This window comes from Xanthomonas albilineans (assembly GCF_002939705.1).
GTDB classification, from domain to species: domain Bacteria; phylum Pseudomonadota; class Gammaproteobacteria; order Xanthomonadales; family Xanthomonadaceae; genus Xanthomonas_A; species Xanthomonas_A albilineans.
The window spans coordinates 77,035-99,316 of sequence record NZ_MDCB01000009.1; the positions used below are offsets into that span (position 1 = coordinate 77,035).

The 22,282-nt window shown below is 62.0% G+C and carries 21 protein-coding genes; 11 read left to right on the forward strand and 10 right to left on the reverse strand.

Annotation, left to right across the window (positions count from 1 at the left end; all coding sequences use genetic code 11):
• The first annotated feature begins 140 nt into the window (after positions 1–140).
• The 9 genes from recF to XalbCFBP2523_RS09740 all read left to right on the forward strand — a co-directional run bounded on the left by recF (position 141) and on the right by XalbCFBP2523_RS09740 (position 9,543).
• Complete coding sequence (gene recF / locus XalbCFBP2523_RS09700) at positions 141–1,241, forward strand: DNA replication/repair protein RecF (RefSeq protein WP_045765010.1); 1,101 nt, start codon at positions 141–143, stop codon at positions 1,239–1,241.
• A 113-nt stretch (positions 1,242–1,354) separates the two neighbouring features.
• Positions 1,355–3,817 (forward strand): DNA topoisomerase (ATP-hydrolyzing) subunit B, encoded by a 2,463-nt coding sequence (gene gyrB / locus XalbCFBP2523_RS09705; RefSeq protein ID WP_012914569.1) that lies wholly within the window; start codon positions 1,355–1,357, stop codon positions 3,815–3,817.
• Positions 3,818–3,897: 80 nt separating this feature from the next.
• A complete protein-coding gene (locus XalbCFBP2523_RS09710) occupies positions 3,898–4,746 on the forward strand; it encodes a CPBP family intramembrane glutamic endopeptidase (RefSeq protein WP_045765011.1) in 849 nt (282 codons plus the stop codon).
• Between the two features lie 67 nt (positions 4,747–4,813).
• Positions 4,814–5,620: a M48 family metallopeptidase gene (locus XalbCFBP2523_RS09715; RefSeq protein WP_012914571.1), complete on the forward strand. Its 807-nt coding sequence runs from the start codon at positions 4,814–4,816 to the stop codon at positions 5,618–5,620.
• 158 nt (positions 5,621–5,778) lie between these two features.
• Positions 5,779–6,972, forward strand: a complete 1,194-nt coding sequence (locus XalbCFBP2523_RS09720) for a heme biosynthesis protein HemY (protein ID WP_045765012.1) — start codon at positions 5,779–5,781, stop codon at positions 6,970–6,972.
• Between the two features lie 150 nt (positions 6,973–7,122).
• Positions 7,123–7,797, forward strand: a complete 675-nt coding sequence (locus XalbCFBP2523_RS09725) for an energy transducer TonB (RefSeq protein WP_012914573.1) — start codon at positions 7,123–7,125, stop codon at positions 7,795–7,797.
• Positions 7,798–7,896: 99 nt separating this feature from the next.
• Positions 7,897–8,658, forward strand: coding sequence for a TonB-system energizer ExbB (exbB, locus tag XalbCFBP2523_RS09730; protein WP_045765013.1), 762 nt, complete (start codon positions 7,897–7,899; stop codon positions 8,656–8,658).
• 42 nt (positions 8,659–8,700) lie between these two features.
• Positions 8,701–9,126 (forward strand): ExbD/TolR family protein, encoded by a 426-nt coding sequence (locus XalbCFBP2523_RS09735; RefSeq protein WP_012914575.1) that lies wholly within the window; start codon positions 8,701–8,703, stop codon positions 9,124–9,126.
• Positions 9,127–9,129: 3 nt separating this feature from the next.
• On the forward strand, positions 9,130–9,543 hold the full coding sequence (locus XalbCFBP2523_RS09740) for an ExbD/TolR family protein (protein ID WP_012914576.1): 414 nt from the start codon (positions 9,130–9,132) through the stop codon (positions 9,541–9,543).
• Between the two features lie 186 nt (positions 9,544–9,729).
• On the opposite strand, the gene XalbCFBP2523_RS09745 is transcribed toward XalbCFBP2523_RS09740, so the two are convergent.
• The 4 genes from XalbCFBP2523_RS09745 to cls all read right to left on the reverse strand — a co-directional run bounded on the left by XalbCFBP2523_RS09745 (position 9,730) and on the right by cls (position 12,952).
• Positions 9,730–10,155, reverse strand: coding sequence for a response regulator (locus tag XalbCFBP2523_RS09745; RefSeq protein WP_012914577.1), 426 nt, complete (start codon positions 10,153–10,155; stop codon positions 9,730–9,732).
• Between the two features lie 152 nt (positions 10,156–10,307).
• Complete coding sequence (locus tag XalbCFBP2523_RS09750; protein ID WP_045765014.1) at positions 10,308–11,075, reverse strand: pyridoxine 5'-phosphate synthase; 768 nt, start codon at positions 11,073–11,075, stop codon at positions 10,308–10,310.
• 13 nt (positions 11,076–11,088) lie between these two features.
• Positions 11,089–11,358 carry a hypothetical protein gene (locus XalbCFBP2523_RS09755; protein ID WP_045756635.1) on the reverse strand — a complete coding sequence of 90 codons (270 nt, stop codon included), beginning with the start codon at positions 11,356–11,358 and terminating at the stop codon, positions 11,089–11,091.
• Positions 11,359–11,482: 124 nt separating this feature from the next.
• Complete coding sequence (cls, locus tag XalbCFBP2523_RS09760) at positions 11,483–12,952, reverse strand: cardiolipin synthase (RefSeq protein WP_045771336.1); 1,470 nt, start codon at positions 12,950–12,952, stop codon at positions 11,483–11,485.
• A 107-nt stretch (positions 12,953–13,059) separates the two neighbouring features.
• Here cls and XalbCFBP2523_RS09765 point away from each other — a divergent pair, with 107 nt between their 5' ends.
• Complete coding sequence (locus tag XalbCFBP2523_RS09765) at positions 13,060–14,145, forward strand: PA0069 family radical SAM protein (RefSeq protein WP_045765015.1); 1,086 nt, start codon at positions 13,060–13,062, stop codon at positions 14,143–14,145.
• Between the two features lie 131 nt (positions 14,146–14,276).
• On the opposite strand, the gene XalbCFBP2523_RS09770 is transcribed toward XalbCFBP2523_RS09765, so the two are convergent.
• The 4 genes from XalbCFBP2523_RS09770 to XalbCFBP2523_RS09785 form a co-directional block, all read right to left on the reverse strand.
• A complete protein-coding gene (locus XalbCFBP2523_RS09770) occupies positions 14,277–14,984 on the reverse strand; it encodes a 2OG-Fe(II) oxygenase (RefSeq protein WP_045765016.1) in 708 nt (235 codons plus the stop codon).
• A gap of 158 nt (positions 14,985–15,142) precedes the next feature.
• Positions 15,143–16,345 (reverse strand): amino acid aminotransferase, encoded by a 1,203-nt coding sequence (locus tag XalbCFBP2523_RS09775; protein WP_045760287.1) that lies wholly within the window; start codon positions 16,343–16,345, stop codon positions 15,143–15,145.
• Between the two features lie 252 nt (positions 16,346–16,597).
• Complete coding sequence (lldD, locus tag XalbCFBP2523_RS09780) at positions 16,598–17,758, reverse strand: FMN-dependent L-lactate dehydrogenase LldD (protein ID WP_045766574.1); 1,161 nt, start codon at positions 17,756–17,758, stop codon at positions 16,598–16,600.
• A gap of 224 nt (positions 17,759–17,982) precedes the next feature.
• A complete protein-coding gene (locus XalbCFBP2523_RS09785; RefSeq protein WP_012914585.1) occupies positions 17,983–18,564 on the reverse strand; it encodes a methyltransferase family protein in 582 nt (193 codons plus the stop codon).
• Between the two features lie 249 nt (positions 18,565–18,813).
• On the opposite strand from XalbCFBP2523_RS09785, the gene fabV reads away from it, so the two are divergent.
• Positions 18,814–20,019 carry an enoyl-ACP reductase FabV gene (fabV, locus tag XalbCFBP2523_RS09790; RefSeq protein ID WP_045765017.1) on the forward strand — a complete coding sequence of 402 codons (1,206 nt, stop codon included), beginning with the start codon at positions 18,814–18,816 and terminating at the stop codon, positions 20,017–20,019.
• A 119-nt stretch (positions 20,020–20,138) separates the two neighbouring features.
• On the opposite strand, the gene XalbCFBP2523_RS09795 is transcribed toward fabV, so the two are convergent.
• Together XalbCFBP2523_RS09795 and XalbCFBP2523_RS16360 are read right to left on the reverse strand one after the other, a co-directional pair.
• Positions 20,139–21,161 carry a sugar kinase gene (locus tag XalbCFBP2523_RS09795; RefSeq protein WP_045765018.1) on the reverse strand — a complete coding sequence of 341 codons (1,023 nt, stop codon included), beginning with the start codon at positions 21,159–21,161 and terminating at the stop codon, positions 20,139–20,141.
• 383 nt (positions 21,162–21,544) lie between these two features.
• A complete protein-coding gene (locus tag XalbCFBP2523_RS16360; RefSeq protein ID WP_146084068.1) occupies positions 21,545–22,213 on the reverse strand; it encodes a hypothetical protein in 669 nt (222 codons plus the stop codon).
• Positions 22,214–22,282 lie beyond the last annotated feature (69 nt).

Genomic DNA, 22,282 nt, shown 5'->3' on the forward strand with positions numbered 1-22,282 from the left:
AACGTCCTGTTGTGACCACACCGTATCCACGCGTAGGGAAACCGGCTCGATCAAACGTTTGCTGCATGTTTGGGTATGCTGGCAATCTGCCCTTCGACGATCCGAGTGCGCCTGGCGCAAGCGCTTGCCCCTGATTCCGCATGCACCTTTTCCGTCTCGATTTCCATCATCTGCGTCGTTTCCCATCGATTGAATTGACACCGGCGCCAGGCATGAATCTCATCACCGGCGACAACGGCGCCGGTAAGACCACGATTCTAGAAGCCATGCACCTGATGGCGTATGGCCGCAGCTTTCGTTGCCGCGTTCGCGATGGCTTGATCCGTCAGGGTCAGGCTGGGCTGGATGTATTCGTGGAATGGCATGAACAGGCCGCGGATACGGGGCAGACCCGCCGTCGGCGGGCTGGACTCCAGCACAGCGGGCAGGATTGGCGCGGTCGTCTGGATGGTCAGGACGTTCCTTATCTGGGTACCTTGTGCGCGGCTCTGGCGGTGGTCACCTTCGAACCAGGGAGCCATGTCCTGGTCAGCGGTGGTGGCGAAGCGCGTCGGCGTTTCGTCGACTGGGGTTTGTTCCACGTGGAACCAGATTTCCTGTCGCTCTGGCGGCGCTATGCCAGGGCACTCAAACAGCGCAATGCACTGTTGAAGAGTGGAGGTGCCGGTGCGGCGTTGGATGCCTGGGACCACGAACTGGCCGAGGCTGGCGAGCCGTTGACATCGCGTCGTCAGCATTATTTGGACCGACTCTTGCGACGACTGCTGATCCTCGCCCCGGAGTTGGCGCCAGCGCTGGGGATCGAACAGTTGCAATTTTCACCAGGGTGGCGGCGCCATGAGATTTCGCTGGCCGACGCGTTGTTGCTCAATCGCGACCGCGACCGTCAACTTGGTTACACCACCGTTGGCCCGCATCGTGCGGACTGGAGCCTGAGTTTTGCCGCGATCCCAGGCCGCGACGCCTTGTCGCGAGGACAGGCCAAGCTCACCGCGCTCGCCTGTCTATTAGCCCAGGCCGAAGACTATGCCGAGCAGCGCGGCGAATGGCCGGTGATCGCGCTGGATGATCTGGCCTCGGAACTCGATCAGCATCATCAAGTTCGGGTGTTGCAATGTCTGCGCGCCGGGCCGGCACAGGTCTTCCTGACCGCGACCGAGACGCCGCAGGCACTGAGCGATGCAGGTCTGCCAATCGCGCGGTTCCACGTGGAACATGGACAAATTCTGTCATCTTCCTAGCGCGCATCGGGTCGACCGTCTAGGACTGCTATAATTCCGCCTAATCCCCTATCCAGCGGTGCGAGCAGGCTCCCGCCTGTCCTCGCCGCCTCGTGGAGCCTACGGCGCGCGCAATGACCGACGAACAGAACACCCACGCAAACAACGGCAATTACGACGCGAATAGCATCACCGCCCTGGAAGGGCTGGAAGCGGTCCGCAAGCGTCCAGGGATGTACATCGGTGACGTCCATGACGGCACTGGCCTGCATCACATGGTGTTCGAGGTTGTCGATAACTCCATCGACGAGGCGCTGGCCGGTCATGCGGACCATGTCGCGGTTACGATCCATGCTGATGGTTCGGTGTCGGTATCGGATAACGGACGTGGCATTCCGGTCGGCAAGCATGCGCAGATGAGCAAGAAGCTCGATCGCGAGGTCTCGGCGGCCGAAGTCGTGATGACCGTCCTGCATGCAGGCGGTAAGTTCGACGACAACAGCTACAAGGTCTCTGGTGGCCTGCATGGCGTTGGTGTCAGTGTGGTCAACGCGCTGTCGGAAAAGCTGCTGCTGGATATTTTCCAGGGCGGCTTCCATTACCAGCAGGAATATAGCCACGGCGCCGCCTTGGCGCCGCTGAAGCAGCTGGAAACCAGCGCCAAGCGTGGTACCACGTTACGCTTCTGGCCGTCGGTGAAGGCGTTCAATAACAACGTCGAGTTCCACTACGACATCCTGGCCCGCCGCCTGCGTGAGCTGTCCTTCCTCAACTCCGGGGTCAAGATCGTCCTAGCCGACGAACGTGGGGAAGGCCGTCGCGACGATTTCCACTACGAAGGCGGCATCCGCAGCTTCGTCGAGCACTTGGCGCACCTGAAAACCCCACTGCATCCGAACGTGATTTCGGTGAGCGGCGAACATAACGGCATCACCGTGGAAGTGGCGCTGCAGTGGACCGACTCCTATCAGGAGACGATGTACTGTTTCACCAACAATATCCCGCAAAAAGACGGTGGTACCCACCTGGCAGGTTTCCGCGGTGCCCTGACCCGCGTGCTCAACAACTACATCGAGCAGAATGGCATTGCCAAGCAGGCCAAGATCAACCTGACCGGCGATGACATGCGCGAAGGCATGATTGCGGTGCTCTCGGTGAAGGTGCCTGACCCGAGTTTTTCCAGCCAGACCAAGGAAAAGCTGGTCAGTTCCGACGTGCGCCCGGCGGTGGAAAATGCGTTCGGTGCCCGTCTGGAAGAGTTCCTGCAGGAGAACCCCAATGAGGCCAAGGCCATCGCCGGCAAGATCGTCGATGCCGCGCGCGCACGCGAGGCCGCGCGCAAGGCGCGCGACCTGACCCGCCGCAAGGGCGCCTTGGATATCGCGGGCCTGCCGGGCAAGCTCGCCGACTGCCAGGAAAAAGATCCAGCACTATCTGAATTGTTCATTGTTGAGGGTGATTCAGCGGGCGGCTCGGCCAAGCAGGGCCGGAATCGCAGGAATCAGGCGGTACTGCCCTTGCGCGGCAAGATCCTCAACGTCGAGCGTGCCCGTTTCGATCGCATGCTGGCCTCCGACCAGGTCGGGACGCTGATCACCGCATTGGGTACCGGCATCGGTCGCGACGAGTACAACCCGGACAAACTGCGTTACCACCGCATCATCATCATGACCGACGCCGACGTCGACGGCGCCCACATCCGCACCTTGCTGCTGACCTTCTTCTACCGGCAGATGCCTGAGCTGATCGAACGCGGCTACGTCTACATCGGCTTGCCCCCGCTCTACCGGCTCAAGCAAGGTAAGCAGGAGCTTTACCTGAAGGACGACAACGCGCTCAACGTCTATCTGGCCAGCAGCGCGGTCGAGGGTGCGGCGTTGATCCCGGCGAGCGGCGAGCCGCCGATCACCGGCGCGGCACTGGAGAAGTTGTTGCTGCTGTTCGCCAGCGCCAATGAAACCGTGGTACGCAACGCCCATCGCTACGATCCTGCACTGCTGACCGCATTGATCGACTTGCCGCCACTGGACGTGGCCCAGCTCGAAGCGGAGGGCGAACGGCATCCAAGCCTGGATGCGCTGCAAATGGTTCTCAATCGCGGTAACCTCGGTTCGGCCCGCTACACCTTGCGCTTTCAGCCCGCCAACGAGCAGCGTTCGGCCACCTTGCTGTTGGTGCGTCGCCACATGGGCGAGGAAATGACCCAGGTGGTGCCGATGGCGGTGTTCGAAAGCGGCGAACTGCGGGCGTTGCGCGAGGTCGCGCTGGCGCTGCACGGTCTGGTCCGCGAGGGCGCGCAGATCGTGCGCGGCAACAAGACCCAAGCCATCTCCAGCTTTGCCCAGGCGCATGCCTGGCTGTTCGAAGAAGCCAAAAAGGGCCGTCAGATCCAGCGCTTCAAGGGTCTGGGCGAAATGAATGCCGAACAGCTGTGGGAAACCACGGTCAACCCCGACACCCGCCGCTTGTTGCAGGTGCGCATCGAGGACGCCGTGGCAGCCGATCAGATTTTCAGCACCTTGATGGGCGATGTGGTCGAGCCGCGTCGTGATTTCATCGAGGAAAACGCGCTAAAGGTCGCCAACCTCGACATTTGACCGCGGCTGTCCCCCGCTCCTGGCCTATGCCGGGACGGAGGTCTTGCCATGTCTTTCGCCCGCTTTTGTCCAGGATTGCGATGACTGCGTTGCCATCCCCCGCCGTGCCGCCGCTGCCTCTGCCTCTGCCTGTCAGACCTCGCCAACGTTGGCCGGTTCTGGGTTTTTTCCTGGATGTCATGCTGGGAGCGGTCGTGCTGGTGACGGTGAGCGTGTTGTCCGGCTTGGTTTGGGGCGTATGGCGTGGTTTTCAGCTTGCCATGGACCTCAGAGCCCAAGGCGTCGCCAGTGACCGACTGGGTGCGTTGGTCACGCACCGGATCGGCCAGCCAGGCGCACTGGCGCAAATGTTGATCGCCTTGGTCAGTACATTGTCCGCCGCGCTGTTGCTTTACTTCCTGCGGCGTCCGGCCAGCGTCGCCGAACGTCGCGCCTCCTGGCAGGCGGCACGCACATCTTCGACCTGGGTTTGGGTGGTACTGGTGGTTGTCGGAGTGTTCTTGGGTACCAGCGCGATCTCCGCGCTGGCCACCCAGACCGCCATCAATGCTGTGCCGAGCAACCTATCGCTGATGCAGGGGGCAATGGCGCATGCGCCGGTTTTCCTGTGCGTGTTTGCGGTGCTGATCGCGCCGGCCTACGAGGAACTGTTGTTCCGTCGCGTGCTGTTCGGGCGTCTATGGGATGCGGGCAAGCCGCGATTGGGGATGCTGCTCAGCGGCGCTGCCTTTGCGTTGTCGCATGAAGTGCCGGGTACCAGCGGCAATGGATTGGCCGCGACTACGCAGTTATGGCTGGTATACGCGGGCATGGGCATTGCGTTCGCTTGGTTGTACAAGCGCACCGGCACCCTGTGGGCGTCGATCGCCGCGCATGGTCTCAACAACGCAATCGCTGTCGCCAGCCTGTACTGGTTTGGCATAACTTGAAGGTTAGTTTGACGAAAAGTTAAGACGCTTCCGACGAAACTGTGGAGCGTGTCAAGAGGGGACCTGTATGAAACAAGTTGTACTCGGCGCGTCGATCGCGATGCTCCTCGCTGCATGCGCGACCACCACGTCGCCAACCGGGCGCACCCAAGTGGTGGGCGGTATCTCGCAGCAACAACTCGATCAGATGGGTGTGCAGGCTTTCGCTCAGGCCAAGGCCAAAGAGACCCTCGATGCCGATCCCAAACACAACGCTTACGTGCGTTGTGTGGTCAATACGCTGGTTGCGCAGTTGCCCGACCATTGGCGCAACACACCGTGGGAGACCGCGCTGTTCAATGACAAGGAGGCGAACGCGTTCGCCTTGCCAGGAGGCAAGGTTGGGGTGAACAACGGCATTTTCGCCGTCGCAAAAAATCAGGATCAGTTGGCGGCTGTGCTTGGCCATGAGATCGGCCATGTGATTTCGCGCCATCATGAGGAACGCATTACCCGCCAACTCGGCGCTCAGGCAGGCGTGAGCGTGATCGGTGCGCTGGCTGGCGCGCGTTATGGCCAAGGTGCTGCTGACACGGTCAATCAGTTCGGTGGCATGACCGCTCAGACCTTGTTCCTGCTCCCTGGTTCGCGCGAACAGGAAACCGAGGCGGACGTGGTCGGCCAACGGCTGATGGCGCAGGCTGGTTTCGATCCGGCGCAGGCGGTGGATTTGTGGAAAAACATGATGGCCGCTGGCAGCCAGCATCCACCACAATGGCTATCCACTCACCCCGACCCAAGCGCTCGTATCAGCGAATTACAGCGCGATGTCCCCGGGCTCGAGCCGGTGTATGCGCAAGCGCGCAGTAGTGGGCGGACCCCCCAATGCGGTTGAGGTCTGTTGTAGTCGCTGTGCTTGACATCCGCATCGGCACAAAAACGCATCTAAAAACGTTTTCACGACGTACAGCTTTCTGATAGGTTTGCCGGCCCGGCCGTGACTGGCCGCTTCGTCTTCCGTGCCGCTCAGGGCGGTTTCCACCGAGGTGACTCATGAAATCCCGTAATCGCAAGCAAGCGCTGTTGTCCCTGCTGATCGCTGCTGCCCTTGGTGGTGTGATGGTGAACGACGCCGTCGCGCAGAGCGATCATTCCGAACAGCGCTCTTCACACAAATCCAAAAACGACAAGGCGACGGTGATGTTCCCCAACGCCGAGCGCAAGGAGCCGGCTGGCAAGCCTTCTTCCAAGCTCGGCAGCAAGTTGCAGAAGCTGATCGACATCTACAACAAGGGCGAAGACTACGCCGCGGTGCGCACACAGGCCGACGAGATCCTGGCCAACAGCGCTGCCAATGACTACGACAAGTCGCTTGCCGCACAGCTTGCCGCACAAGCGGCCTATAACCTCAACGACACCAAGGCTGCCAAGCAATACCTGCAGCAGGCGATCCAATTCAATGGCCTGGACAACAACGGTCATTTTCAGTCGATGCTGATGCTGGCCCAGTTGCAACTGCAGGACGAACAGACAGCCGAAGGCCTGGCCACACTGGACAAATATTTTGCCGAGTCCAAGTCGAACCGTCCGGAAGACCTGATTCTCAAAGGCCAGGCGCTGTACCAGACGCAGCATTATCAGGAAGCGATCCCGGTATTGAAGCAGGCCATCGCCGCTTCGCCCGAACCCAAGGACAGCTGGAACCAGTTACTGATGGCCTGCTACGCCGAAGCGGGTCAGACCGGCGAAGCGATCAAGGCCGCCGAAGCGTTGGCGGCAAAATCACCCAACGACAAGAAGGCCCAGCTCAACCTGGCCAGCATGTACATGCAGGCCGATCAGATGGACAAAGCCGCTGCGGTCATGGACAAGCTGCGTGCGGCCGGACAGCTGACCGACGAGAAGGAATACAAACAGCTGTACTCGATCTACGCCAACACCGAGCACAAGGAAAAGGACGTCATCGCGGTCATCAACGAGGGTGTACAGAAGGGCATCCTCAAGCCCGACTATCAGACCTATCTCGCGCTGGCGCAGTCCTACTACTACACCGATCAGGTGCCGAAGGCGATCGAGAACTGGCAGAAGGCCGCGCCACTGTCCAAGGATGGCGAGACCTATCTCAACCTGGCCAAGGTGCTGCATTCGGAAGGCCGTATCGCCGAAGCCAAACAGGCAGCGCAGCAGGCGTTGGCCAAGGGCGTCAAGAAGCCCGAAGAAGCGAAGAAAATCATCAACCTGAAGTAACACAAACAAAAGCCCCCGAAGACCAGTGCTGAAAGATAGTGCAGGTAACAGGGATTGGTATAAGCTTGGAGGTTCGTGCGGTCTGAGTGCCGCATGAACAAAGATGACGCATCATTGCGAAATCCGCCCCCCTAATTGAGTCATTGGCGCATGACGGAACAACTGGTCATTCATCGGCATTACGACAAAGATGACGCCTCCGGCCTCAGCTGGCCGCGCATCATTGGTATTGCCTTCGTAATCGCCCTGCATCTTGCAGCGTTGATGTTGCTGCTCATCCCCGCCGTGGCGCCCAAGGCCCCTGCGGAAAAGGAGCGCAACATCGTTGTCACCATGGTGGATGTTCCCCCGCCGCCTCCCCCGCCGCCGCCGCCGCCGCCTAAGCAGGAGAAGCCGCCACCGCCGGTCAAGAACCTGGCACCGCCGAAGCCGACTCCGGTGCCGCCGCCGCCGCAAGCCCCGGTGGTGGACGTACCTGAGCCGCGCCCGGACGACATCGCCACGCCGCCGTCGCCGCCAGCGCCACCGGCTCCGCCGTCCGAAATCAGCGCCAGCGTCGACATCTCGTCGAAGAACATGAACCCGCCCAAGTACCCGCCGGCCGCATTCCGCGCAGGTGCCCAAGGCGAGGTGATCCTAATCATCGATGTCGATGCAAGCGGTAATGTCACGAACGTTTCTGTCGAAAAATCCAGCCGCAATCGTGACTTGGACCGTGCTGCAATGGACGCGGCGCGTAAGTGGCGGTTCAATGCCGCTGTCGTCAATGGACAGAAGAGCGCCGGTCGCGTCCGTGTCCCGGTCAACTTCGCCCTGAACAACTGATACAACGGTCTAAGAACTGGCGCTGTGTCGGTTCGCAAACTCTGTCTACTCTTTGCACCATCCTCACCACCACCACCACACACAACAAAGGTAAGCGTCATGCTGCAGGAAATTTTCATCGCCGCTGCTGCGGGGGGCAACAATGCATCGAACGCCTTGTCGCAGATGGGCTTCGAGCACCTGATCACCGAAATGACTTCCAAGCCGGGCGACTTCGCCGTCTCCTGGGTGGTGCTTGTCACCCTGATCACCATGTCCGCCTCGTCTTGGTACTGGACGGTCATCAACATCTTCCGTGCCACCCGCCTGAAGAGTCAGGCCGACCGCGTCATCAGCCTGTTTTGGGACACCCCGAATGCGCAGGACGCCATCCGTGCGATGGAAGAGCAACCGGCCAGCGAGCCGTTCTCGAAGATCGCACTGGATGCCGCCCAGGCCGCTGCGCACCACCAGCGTTCGGAAGGCACCGGTGCCGGTTTGGGTGAGACCCTGAGCCGTTCAGAATTCGTCGACCGCGCCCTGCGTCAGGCGGTGACCCGCGAAAGCACCAAGCTGCAGTCGGGCATGGCCCTGTTGGCCACGGCCAGTGCGTGCGCGCCGTTCGTCGGTCTGTTGGGCACGGTGTGGGGTATTTACGGCGCGTTGATCAAGATTGGTGCCACCGGCTCTGCCTCGATCGACGCCGTTGCTGGCCCGGTGGGTGAAGCGCTGATCATGACCGCGATCGGTCTGTTCGTCGCCATCCCGGCCGTGTTCGCCTTCAACTTCTTCAGCAAGGTCAACAGCTCGGTGATCGCCAAGTTCGACACCTTCGCTCACGACCTGCACGACTTCTTCGCCACCGGTTCGCGCGTTCGCTGATCCCTGGTCAAGTCGTCCACGCAATGACTAACGGAGCGCGTTATGGCTTTCAGTAGTGGTAACAGCGGCGGCCCCATGGCCGACATCAACGTCACGCCCCTCGTGGACGTGATGCTGGTGCTGCTGATCATCTTCATCATCACGGCACCGCTGATGTCCCACAAGGTCAAGGTGGAACTGCCCAAAGCCAACTTGAACCAGGATCCGGACAAGGACGACAAACGTCCGAATCCGATCACGGTGTCGGTCAAGGAAGACGGCTCGCTGTATTGGAACGACGAACCGATCACCAAGGAAGCCTTGGAATCGCACTTCTCCACTGCAGCCCAGCAGACCCCGCAGCCGCCGCTCAACCTGCGTGGCGACCGCACCACCAAGATGCGCACGATCAACGAGATCACCAAGATCGCGCAGGGTCAGGGCATGCTGGATGTCGGTTTCATCGCGACCAAAGACAAGGGGAACTGAGCCATGGCATTCAGCTCGGGAAATAGCCGTGGCCCGATGGCCGACATCAACGTCACGCCGCTGGTCGACGTGATGCTGGTGCTGTTGATCATCTTCATCGTGACCGCGCCGATCATGACCTATCCGATCGACGTGGATCTGCCGCAGAAGGTCATCAACCCTCCCCCGCAGTTGCGCGATCCACCGCCGCCGATCGATTTGCGGATCGATGCGTCGAACCAGATCTTCTGGAACGACGGCCCAGTGGCGGTGAGTGCGCTTCCGCAGATGATGGAAAACGAAGTACAGCGCGATCCGACGAATCAGCCGGAACTGCGTATCGATGCCAATCCGGATTCCGAATACGAAGTGATGGCCAAGGTACTGGCCGCCGCGAAAAACTCGGGCATGAAAAAGATCGGCTTCGTGCAGCAATAAGTTTCATCGCAACGCCTCAGTCATGACGCGACTGTAAACGCCACCGGCAACGGTGGCGTTTTTCTTAAGTGTTGCGACGCTACATGCTTTTCGCCGCGCTTCAATGCAGAAAACGCGCAGCCAAGCCAAAGTGATGCGGTCCAGTGCACATGTTCCCGGGAACATGGCTGGATAGCGGCAGCTAGGTTAGGCCATAGAGATAGCGGGGGACGTGACCAAGGAGGCGTCGTCAGCGTGGTGGAAGCACAGCCGGATTGCATCCAAAAGTTGGCTCATATCGTATGGCTTGGGCAAGAAGTGGATGCCCTCGCGCAGCCGCGACAGCACCGCGTGCTCGTCCATGCCGGAGGTCACCAGAATCGGCAGCTGTGGCTGCCAGTCACGTACATGGTTGGCCGCGGCGATGCCATCCAGGCCCTCTAGGTGCACGTCGGTGAATAACAGGTCGAAACATCTGCCGGCATCGAGCAGCGCCAACGCCGCTTCTGCAGTCTCCACGGCGACGACATCACACGCCTGACTCTCCAGCGTCAAGCGGCTGAGTTCCTTGATGTCTTCGGCATCCTCGATCATTAGGACGCGCGGTTCAACATGGCGCTTGGACAACAGCATAACGCGGTGACTCCGGACAACAGGCGGCAAAAAACGCATAAGTATCGTCAATCCGGAGGTGAAGTCCGCGTGTAGAGAGGGATGACGGTCCCGAGTACCAGCAGCTTGCCCGGCGCTCTGGAGTAGGCTGCGCGCCTAGCGTGAAGCCTGAGCTAGCGCCGGGAACGGCCGGCGAGAACAGCCAAATAAGCTTTCACCGTCGCGTCGAGCCCGGCGTATAGCGCTTCGCCGATCAGTGCGTGGCCGATCGATACCTCCAGCACCTGTGGCACCTGCGCCAGGAACATGTCCAGATTGGCTTGGCTGAGATCGTGGCCGGCGTTGACACCAAGCCCCAAGGTCTGCGCGCGACGTGCGGCGGCAGCGAACCTAGCCGCCACCGTGGCCGCCGCTCCATCGCCCCGCTCGAACGCGGCAGCATAAGGACCCGTGTACAGCTCGATCCGGTCGGCTCCCAATTCGGCTGCGATGGCCAGATCGGGATTGTCGGCATCCACGAACAAGCTGACCCTGCAACCCAGTGCCTTCAGTTCGGCGATCAGCGGCCGTAGCCGGTCACTGTCGCGGCTGAAATCGAAGCCGTGGTCCGAAGTGAGTTGGCTGTCGCCATCCGGTACCAGGGTTGCCTGCGTTGGCCGCGCCTGTGTGCATAGTGCGATCAGGCCCGGGTAACCGGGGCGCAGCGGTGCGAAGGGATTGCCTTCGATGTTGAATTCGACGCCGTGTGCCTGGGTCAACTCCGCCAGTGCCAGCGCATCCTCGGCATGGATGTGGCGCCGATCTGGGCGCGGATGCACGGTAATGCCATGCGCGCCGGCATCCAAACAGGCACGGGCGGCGTCCAACACGCTGGGCAGCTCGCCCCCGCGGGAATTACGCAACACCGCGATTTTGTTCACGTTGACGCTGAGCTTGGTCATCCCGATCGATGAATCAGGGTGTACTGGTATCGTTGCTGGCGGCCGCCGCCGCCGCGCGGCGCGCTTCGGCTTGCTCGCGTAGACGGCGCAATTCGACTGGATCGATCATGGGTATCGCATCGCGCTGGTTGGCATCCCCGATCTTGGTCACGTACCAGCCTCGTGCCCAGGCGAGCATGAGGCCGAGCGCCGCGAGCAGGCTCAGGACCAGCAACCAGATGTGCGGCGTCGAAAACGCCAAAACGAAAGCACCTAATGCAAGCGGCAGAAAGAGCCAATACATGACAACCTCCCCAAGGATAGCGGCAGTGTAGCGCCGCAAGGTGGTTCGGTTCCACGTCCCATGCCGGGGAGTTGCGCCGCGGTTGCAGGATGTGGACACCTGCTCGGTATCCTGCTGGTTCGCTCTATAACAGCGGGGAGGTCAGTCGTGCGATGGCTTCGGGCAGCCGGTGGCGCCACAGCGAGCGTTTGCGGTCTTCGCGCACGCGTACGGCCACCGCGATCTCGCCGCCGATCAGTTCGGCCAACTGCTCGGTGAGCGAACGATCGCGCAAGAGCATGGCCACCTCGAAATTGAGCCGGAAACTGCGGTTGTCGAAATTGGCGCTGCCGACAAGGCATAGATCCTCGTCGGCAATCAGTGCCTTGGTGTGCAGCATGCGCGGGCCGTACTCGTAGACTTTCACCCCGGCCAGCAACAACTCGTCGAAATACGAGCGCGCCGCCAGCGTGACCAATCGCGAATCGCTGCGCTTGGGCACCAGCAAGCGCACGTCCAATCCACCCAGTGCGGCCGAGGTCAATGCCATGCGTGCGGCCTCGCCAGGGACGAAGTACGGCGTCACCAACCACACCCGCCGTTGTGCCTCGTGGATCGCCGCGACTTGCAGGCGGTGAATGCTTTCCCACGATGAATCCGGCCCGGAGACCAGCAACTGGGCCTGGATCGTGCCAGCGTCGCGGCTGGGCATGTCGTTGGGCCAGATCCGCGCCATGTTGAAAGCATCCCGGCTTTGCTCGGTGGCGTACAGCCAGTCTTCCATAAACACCAGTTGCAGGCTGCGCACGACATGCCCTTCGCAGCGCAGGTGCAAGTCGCGGTAGGCGTCGGCACGCAACGCCTCGTTCTCCTCGTCGGTGATGTTGATGCCGCCAGTGAAGGCGATGCGACCATCGATCACCACGATCTTGCGGTGAGTGCGCAGGTTGACCCAGGGCCGCTTGAACTTGAACGGATCCAACAACCGGTTGGGATGGAACCAGGCCACTTCGCCACCAGCGTCCAGGAGCGGCCGCAGAAAGCGCTTGCCCACTTGCGATGAGCCGACCGCATCCAACAGCAGGCGCACGCGCACGCCAGCATGCGCGCGCTCAATCAGTGCATCGCGGATGCGCGCACCGGTGTGGTCGGGGTTGAAGATGAAGTACTCCAGATGCACATGGTGCTGCGCGGCGCCGATGTCGCGCACGATCGCGTCATAGGTTGCCGCGCCATCCACCAGCCACTGCACCGCGGTTGCCGAGCTCGGCGCCAGACCGGTCGTGGCCTGGGCGATCTTGGCCAGTTCGGTGCAGTGAATATCCGCCGGGTACACGCGGTGCTCGTACTCTATGCCCGAGCGTGCGCGACCGCGGCGCAGGCGCTGCCGCTTCACTTTCTGTGGTCCGAGCAGGTAATAGATGACGAAGCCCAGATAGGGCAACGCCGCCAGCGATAGCACCCAGCTCAACGTCGCCGCAGGCTCGCGTTTTTGCAGCACGATCCAGCCGCTCAGCCACAGGATGTAAAGCAGATAGGCTGCCGTGCTGTAGGCGCCGATGTGCGGGATGCCGGTCAGGCGGCCCCAAGCGTTGTGTAATGTCGTGACGAGCATCGGGGGATTCTACGGCCCGGCGTGTGATGCGGTGACAGGGCTGAAAGATCCGGCACGGCGCGCAGACTGTCGCAATGCTCGAGACGGCGAACGCATAGGCTGTGTCGATGAACACTCCCATCAAGGGCCGTGGTGCAGGCAGCCACCTGCCCGGCCGCTTCGAACGTACCGTCAGCCAAGCCGAGGACGACGGCTGGCCGCTCGACGATAGCGTGGAATTTGCCGCGCCACGGTTGCGCACTCGGGTGAGCGAAGAGACCGCGCGCAGCATCATCAGCCGGAATCAATCGCCGGATGTCGGCTTCGCGCAGTCGGTCAATCCCTATCGCGGTTGCGAGCACGGTTGCAGTTATTGTTTCGCCCGTCCCAGTCACGCCTACCTGAACTTGTCCCCTGGGCTGGATTTCGAGACTCGCCTGTTCGCCAAGACCAATGCGCCTGAACTGCTACGCCGCGAACTGGGAAAGCCCGGTTATGTCCCCAGCCCGATCGCTTTGGGCATCAACACCGACGCCTATCAGCCGATCGAGCGCAGGTTGCGGCTCACCCGGCGGCTGATCGAAGTGCTGTGGGAGGCCCGACATCCGTTTTCGTTGATCACCAAGAATGCGTTGGTCGAACGCGATCTGGATTTGTTGGTGCCGTTGGCGCGCGAGAATCTGGTCAGCGTGTACTTCTCGGTGACGTCATTGGATCGGCGGCTGTCGGCGCGGCTGGAGCCGCGGGCATCGGCGCCACACGCCAGATTGCGCGCGATGCGGATCTTGCATGAGGCCGGTGTGCTGGTCGGTGTGATGGTCGCGCCGGTGATCCCGTGGATCAACGACCACGCCTTGGAAGCGGTGCTGGAGGCGGCGCGCGATGCCGGTGCCGAGTCCGCTGGTTATGTGCTGCTGCGTCTGCCCCATGAAGTGTCGCCATTGTTCCGCGACTGGCTGCAGATGCACTACCCAGACCGCGCTGCGCACGTGATGAGCAGCGTACAGCAGTTGCATGGCGGCAAGGATTACGACAGCGTGTTCGGTAAGCGCATGTGTGGCGAAGGGATTTACGCCGAGTTACTTGCGCGGCGCTTTGCGCTGGCGCACAAACGCCTGGGCTACGCTGTCGCGCCATGGCCAAAGCTGGATTGCAGCCGTTTCGTCAAGCCCAGCCTGCCGTGTGCGCCATCGCCGCAGGGCGAATTGTTCTGAAGCGATGTTCTCCGGGAAGATGGTGTTCATACGGTCGATCTGGCGGCAAACCGCGGAGCCTGATGCTTGCATGACGGTGAACATGCCGGTTCCCAGACAAGGCATCACGCGTCTTGATGAACCTGCCAGGCTTATTCCTGACGGTACAGCGTCTGCGCCGATTGGAACAGGATCCAGCTGGTGGCGATGAACTGATCGCCGCCGCGCGGACGGTTGCCGCGATGGGTGTGGGTGAATGCGGTCGGGGCGATCAGCAGACTCCCAGCGCGCGGCGCGATCTTACGTCGCTGGAACAGGAACTCGGTTTCCCCATCCTGGAAATCGTCGTTGAGATACAGAGTCCACAACAAATGCCGGTGCAACGTTTCGGCATTGGGATCGCACGGTGATAGCTCGCAGTGCCAGTACGGATATCCCCCCACGCCTGCCGCGTACCACTGTAAGGTGATCGTCCCTGGGCGTAGACAGGTGCGTGCCAGATTGGACAAAGCAGTGTCGTCCAGCAGCGCGAAATCTTCGGCCTTGAGCCAGTGCGCTTGGCCATCGGCACCGGGTACCTGCAGTATCAGCGGCGAGATCAGTGTCTGCGGATACTTGCGCAAATAACCGAGCAGCCCGGCCAACACGACCTGTTGTAGCCGCTGTTCCACCTCGCGCCACGGTTCCAGGCCACTGATGCGTAGGTCCTGGCTATGTTTGAGTTCCGGGAATACGCTGCCGTCGATCTCGCCGGGCCGCAACGGTGTGCTGGCGCGCAGACGGCGCAGGATCGTGGCGCAGTCCTCGCGGGACATGGCGCCATCGAATACTTCGATGAAATCGGCAGACAGATCGGACATGACGCGACCTTAGCAGCGATTCCGCACAACCGCAGCGAGAGCCAAGCCGATTCGCACAGCGCGTGTGCTGCTCTTCCGGCCCGCACGCGAAATAAAAACCCCCGGCATCGTCACGATACCGGGGGGGGGCATTCAATGCTTGCGCGTCGCGTGGTGGTTCAGCCCTTGGCGACGGTTGCAACCGCGTTCGTCACATAGTCCAGGTTGCTCTGGCTCAGTGCAGCCACGCAGATACGGCCGGTGCCGACGGCGTAGATGCCGAACTCCTCGCGCAGCCGATCCACTTGCGTTTTGCTCAGCCCCGAGTAGGAGAACATGCCGGCCTGTTGTTGGATGAAACCGAATTCCGGCGCACCCAGAGCCGCCAGTTTCTGCACCATGCCGGCGCGCAGGGCGTGAATGCGCTCGCGCATCTCGGTCAGTTCCTGCTCCCACATCGCGCGCAATTCGGGGCTGTTGAGTACCCCGGCGACCAAGGCCGCGCCATGCGTGGACGGGCTGGAATAGATCGTGCGGATGATGCGCTTGACCTGCGACTGCACCGCCTTGCTTTGCGCGGCAGTGGCCGACACCACCGACAGCGCGCCGACGCGCTCGCCATACAGCGAGAACGATTTGGAGTACGAGCTGGCGACCACATAGGTGTCGATGCCGGCTTCGGCCAGCAGGCGCACCGCATAGGCGTCTTCCTCGATCCCCTTGTCGAAGCCTTGATAGGCGATATCCACAAACGGGAACAGGCCACGCTCCTTCAACAGCGCGGCCACACTGCGCCACTGCGCATGGCTCAGGTCGGCGCCGGTCGGGTTGTGGCAGCAGGCGTGCAACAGCACGACGCTGCCGGGCGCGAGTTTTTGCAGGTCGGCGAGCATGCCATCGAAATCCAGGCCGTGCGTGGCCGGATCGAAATAGGTGTAATCGACGACGTCGAAACCAGCGGCGGTGAACACCGCACGGTGGTTCTCCCAACTCGGGTGACTGATGGCGATGGTCGAGGTGGATAGCAGTTTTTTCAGCAGGTCCGCGCCCACGCGCAGCGCGCCGCTGCCGCCGACGGTCTGCGAGGTGGCGACGCGGCCAGCGGCCAGCAGCGGCGACTCGGCGCCGAACAGAAGTTTTTGCGTCGCCAGGTCGTAGGCGGGCAATCCGTCGATCGGCAGATAGCCGCGCGGCTTGGCCTCCTGCGCCAATTGCTGTTCGATCTGGCGCACGGCGCGCAGCAGCGGGATGCGACCGCTTTCGTCGTAATAGATGCCCACGCCCAGATTGACCTTGGTCGGGCGGGAGTCGGCGTTGTAAGCCTCGGTCAGGCCCAGGATCGGGTCGCCTGGAACCTGTTCCACGTTTGCAAAGAAGGACACGGCGTTACTCGTTCGGTGGCGAAGTGATGATGGTGCCGGGAGAAACCGGAGCCGGCGCGGTCAAACGCCCCATCCTAACAAACGCAGACGTGGTATGGCTTGGCTTGACGCGGTGGCGTACGCCTCAGGACGCCGCGCGATCATGGCGCATCCGGCTCCACGGCGCCGCCGTGTTCGCCAGGAGTGCGAGCGTCGGCGTCATGTCGCCCTTGTTTGCCGATCATGCGCTTTCAGGCGAAGCGTGCTGCTGCGTTACCCCGTGCCCGTCGTCGCATCGGCGACCTGCGCGAGAGAATCGCGGTTGATCGCGTCGATGGATTTGGCGCCGGTCAGGGTCATCGCCACCCGCATCTCTTTCTCGATCAGCGATAGCAGATTCTCCACCCCTGCCTGGCCGCCGGCGGCTAGCGCATACACGAAGGCGCGACCGAGCAGGACCGCATCGGCGCCGAGCGCGAGCATGCGCACGACGTCCAATCCGCTACGGATGCCGGAATCGGCCAGGATCTTCAACTTGCCTTTGACGGCATCGGCAATGGCCGGCAATGCACGTGCGCTGGACAGCACGCCGTCGAGCTGACGCCCGCCATGGTTGGACACGACGATGCCGTCGGCGCCGAAGCGCACGGCGTCGCGGGCATCGTCCGGGTCGAGGATGCCTTTGATGACCATCGGCCCGGTCCAGAATTCGCGGATCCATTCCAGGTCCTTCCACGAAATCGACGGATCGAAATTAGCGCCCAGCCAGCCGATGTAATCGGCCAATCCGGTCGGGTGACCGCGATAGGCGGAGATATTGCCCAGATCGTGTGGTTTCCCGCACACGCCCACGTCCCACGCCCAACGCGGATGCGCAACCGCTTGCAGCATGCGCCGCAGTGCGGCGTTCGGACCGCTCATGCCCGAATGTGCGTCGCGATAGCGCGCGCCGGGAGTGGGCATGTCCACGGTAAACACCAAGGTGGTGACGCCGACAGCCTTCGCCCGCTCCAGCGCGTTGCGCATGAAGCCGCGGTCCTTGAGCACATAGAGCTGGAACCACATTGGCCGGTCGATGGCCGGTGCGACTTCCTCGATCGGGCAGACCGACACTGTGGACAAGGTGAACGGCACGCCTTTGGCCGCCGCCGCGCGCGCCGCCTGGACTTCGCCACGGCGCGCGTACATCCCGGTCAGGCCGACCGGCGCCAATGCCACCGGCAGTGCCAGACGTTCGCCGAACAGTTCGGTGTGCAGGTCCAGCGCAGACATGTCGCGCAGCACCCGCTGACGCAGCGCAATGTCCGCCAGGTCGGCGACATTGCGCCGCAGCGTGTGCTCGGCATAGGCGCCACCATCGATGTAATGAAACAGGAACGGCGGCAGCCGGCGCTGCGCGGCAGCACGGTAATCGGTGGCGGCGGAGATGATCATGGGCAGTGTGTCGGCTGGCGGAAGGGAGGCGTGAGGCGCGCGCATCGGGCGTCGTCTTCGTCGCATGTCACCACGCAATGGTCGCACCAGAACCACATCGGTGCGAGCGAATGTCGCCGATTAAACCGCTGGCGTTGTGCGCGGTGGCAGATGCTGATTTCGTTCTACCCAAAGCACGATGTCGTTCGGTTGCCCCACGAGTATTCCCCTGTGGTCCCGCTGCCTCACCAGACCCACGGCAACAGCCGCCAGCGATGCGCGGCATACGCCGGATAGTCCAGGGGAAACGCCTCGGTCAGCATGGTTTCCTCGATACGGATGCGGTGCACGAACACCCAAGTCACCGGCAGCACGATGGCCAGCAGCGACAGCACATTGCCCATTCCGACCGCCAACCCGTAGAAGGCCAACAGGGCACCGGTATACGAGGGATGGCGCAGATAACGGTACGGCCCATGGCCGACCAGGCGTTGGCCGTGCTGAATGGTGAGATCCACGGTGAACCAGCGCGCCAGCACCCGGATCGCCCACAGCCGCAGCGCCAGACCGCCGATCAACAGCGCGCAGCCCAGCCAGCGTGCAGGCGCACGGAGCGCCGGTGCATCGCGCCACACATTCAACATCGACAACAGGACCGCCACCGTGACTGCGGCGTACAGCACGCGCCACAGCAGCCGTAGCGTGCCCTGATCGTGGGTGCCGCCGTCGGCGGCGCGGCGGCGATGGCCGAGCAGCAGTTCGCAGCCGCACCAGCACAGTCCCAGTATCAGGAACAAAAGATCGGGAGGTTGTAGCGTTGTGAGCATGACCGTGTTCTGGTGGAAAGTGCGGAGATGACGCCATGGTGATCGCGCCGTTGGCCAATCGCTTGCGACCTGGCGTGGTGCGCCTGGATCGTCTGCCATCCAGTGAGCATGACGCAAGTATGCTGGCGCCGCACCCGCGCTAGGCGCGCGATCGCAAACCATACGATGCCGTGTGCTGGCGCCGGGACTTCTGCGCGCCAGCCACACACATTAAGATGCTCCGCGCATTTTGCCGACGAGGAATTCACCGTGATCATCCATCCGAAAGTCCGTGGTTTCATCTGTATCACTGCGCATCCGCTCGGCTGCGAGCGCAATGTGCTCGAACAGATCGAAGCCACGCGCGCGCGCGGCGTGCGTCACGATGGCCCGAAGAACGTGCTGGTGATCGGTGCTTCCACCGGCTATGGCCTGGCCTCGCGCATCACCGCCGCGTTCGGCTTCGGCGCGGCCACGCTGGGTGTGTTCTTCGAAAAGCCCAGCAGCGACAAGAAGCTCGGCAGCGCCGGCTGGTACAACAGCGCCGCATTCGATAAACATGCCAAGGCCGCCGGTTTGTACAGCAAGTCGATCAACGGCGATGCGTTCTCCGACGCAACGCGCGCGCAGGTCATCGAACGGATCAAGACCGAGATGGGCGGGCAGATCGATCTGGTGGTTTATTCGCTTGCCTCCCCGGCGCGCAAGCTGCCCGGCACCGACGAAGTGAAGCGTTCGGCGCTCAAGCCGATCGGCAAGACCTACACCGCCACCGCGATCGATACCAACAGGGACGCCATCATCGAGGCGTCGGTCGAACCGGCGACCGAGCAGGAGATCGAAGACACCGTCACCGTGATGGGCGGCCAGGATTGGGAACTGTGGATCCAGGCGCTGGACGCCGCCGGCGTGCTTGCCCCAGGCGCACGCACCGTGGCGTTCAGCTACATCGGCACCGAGATCACCTGGCCGATCTACTGGCATGGCACCTTGGGCAAGGCCAAGGTCGATTTGGACCAGACCGCGCAGCGTTTGCATGCACGCTTGCAGCGTCACGGCGGCGCGGCGAACGTGGCGGTGCTCAAATCGGTGGTCACCCAGGCCAGCGCGGCGATCCCGGTGATGCCGCTGTACATCTCCATTGTCTACAAGATCATGAAGGAGAAAGGCCTGCACGAAGGCACCATCGCTCAGGCCGACCGCCTGTTCCGCGAGCGCCTGTATCGTCAGGACGGCGAACCGGCGGCGACCGACGCCGAGCATCGCCTGCGTCTGGACGATTGGGAACTGCGCGACGACGTGCAGAATGCCTGCAAGGCGCTGTGGCCGCAGGTCACCACCGAGAATCTGTCCCAGCTCACCGACTACGCCGGCTACAAGCACGAGTTCCTCAAACTGTTCGGCTTCGACCGCAAGGACATCGATTACGATGCCGAGGTCGATCCGAACGTGACCTTCGATTGCATCGAACTGTAGCGCATCCGTCGCGATCGCAGCCATGGCGGGCCCGCCTCGGCCCGCCTCGCAAGCGACATGGTGCCCGCGGCATGTCCAGCGTTGCGCCAGCGTGTGCAGGTGGCGCAACGGTCATCTCCTCACCGCTTCACATCGAAGCGCGTCGCACCCACGCTGGCCTGTACCTCGGCCTCGCTCAGCGTCAGCATATCGCCCGGCACCGAATGCTTGAGGCAACCGGCGGCCAGGCCGAAACGGACCGTCGCGGTATCGTCCCAGCCGCGGCACAGGCCGTGCAGCACGCCAGCGGCGAACGCGTCGCCGCCGCCGATGCGGTCGACGATACCGGTCAACTCTTCGGCGGGTGCCTGCGCCACGCTGCCATCGCGTCGCAGCAACATCGCGCCCAGGCTGTGCCACTCCGCGCTGTGCGCCACGCGCTGCGTACAGGCCATGAGCTGTAGCTGCGGGAACGCGGCGAACGCATCGCGTGCACCGGCTTCCACGCGTGCCTGGGCGCTGTCCTGCGGATAGCGGTGACCGAGCACCACTTCCAGATCGCGGTAGTCGGCGAAGAGCACATCGGCCTGCGCCATCAGCGGACGCAGAATGCTTGGCGCGTCGCCATCCCATGCCTCCCACAACGATGGCCGGTAATTGCCGTCGAAGGACACCCGTATTCCAGCGGCACGTGCGGCCTGCGCTGCCGCCAACGCCGCCGCGGCGCCGCGTTCGCCAAGCGCCGGCGTCACCCCGGACAGGTGCAACCACTGCGCACCCTGCAGCAACGCCGGCCAGTCGTAGGTCTCCGGCGCGACTGTGGCGAAGGTCGAGCCGGCGCGGTCGTAGGTGATCGCGCTGGGTAGGTGTCCAGCACCGGTGCTGAGGAAATACAGGCCCATGCGCCCGGGGGCGAAACGGATGCGGCCGGTGTCCACGCCGTGGCGGCGTAATTCCCCGGCGGCGGCGGCGCCGAGCGGATTGTCCGGCAACACGCTCACCATCGTCACCGCATGGCCGAAATGCGCCAGCGCCACGCCGACATTGGCCTCGGCTCCACCCACTTTTACCTCCAGCCGCGGCGTTTGCAGCAGGCGTTCGTGCCCAGGCGCGGCCAAGCGCAGCAACAATTCGCCGAAGCAGACGATACGGGAAATGGTCATGGCGGGCGGATCCTGAACAGTCGAGGGAATGCCAAGCATGCCGAGGAATCGCCATGGCGGCCAGAGAGCGTGAGGGCATGGCAACGCGAAAACCGCACGATCGATATGGCGATGCGGGTCCGCCGTTGAAGATGTCTACGTAAAACCTATTTATGCCGGCTGCAATCGCGCCAAACGCGGCGGGGCGTTGACCGGCACCTTAGGGTACGTTAGGAAACTTGATCTCGTTACGATCACTGCAACCGCTTAAAGTTTATGACACGCTCTAATCGACTCGGGGAGATCATCCGCGATGGTATCGTTGCCGCATGCATCGTACATGCGACGGCAACATCGACAACGCGGCGGCCATGGAAAATGGTCCGCCGCGTAGAGATCAACCGTTATTCAAGGACTTTGAAGGTAATGTTGGCCGCGTTGACATCGATTTCTAACTCTCTAACATCTTGAGGGTCACTTGGATGGCCCATTTTGAATAGGTTAAACATCCCGGACATCCCGGTACCTTTAAGGCAGTTAGGCGTTGACATTGCGACCACGCTGTACCAAGTGTCGCTGTTGACGTCCGGACCGTTTGCGTAGCCACCTTGATATGTCGGGGTTACTATACCCGAACACACAGTGCTCCCATCCGTACCGTTTGTTAGCAGGATGGCCTTGGCGCTGTAGTTAGAGTTTTTTACGAAGATGGCCACATCGTTGAATCCCGCGTGCGCCGATGTGGTGGCACCGATCGCCAGCGCGAACATGGCACATAGGGCGGTTTTGCGGAAACGACACAATTTCAGATCAGTGATGGCCATGATGATTTTCCTGCGATGAAGTGGTGGGATGGTGGGATTCATTTTCGTTAAATGTTCGTGAAACTGTCCACAGTGGAGATGCAATTTCCAAAATAAAATTTGTGATTTTTCGCACGCAAATGGATTTTGTCTCGGAAAATCCAGCGCAGCTGAAATATTTAAAAATAAACCAAATATTTCGGGTGCAACAGTAATGAAGTGAATACGATGATCGTGCCTTGCGTCGCTGCGTCGGGCGGCGGCTTCCAATCACGCGGCTGGCGGGGCCGCATGCGCATGATGTTGCCCGCGGAACATAGCGCGACGACCATGTCGGTT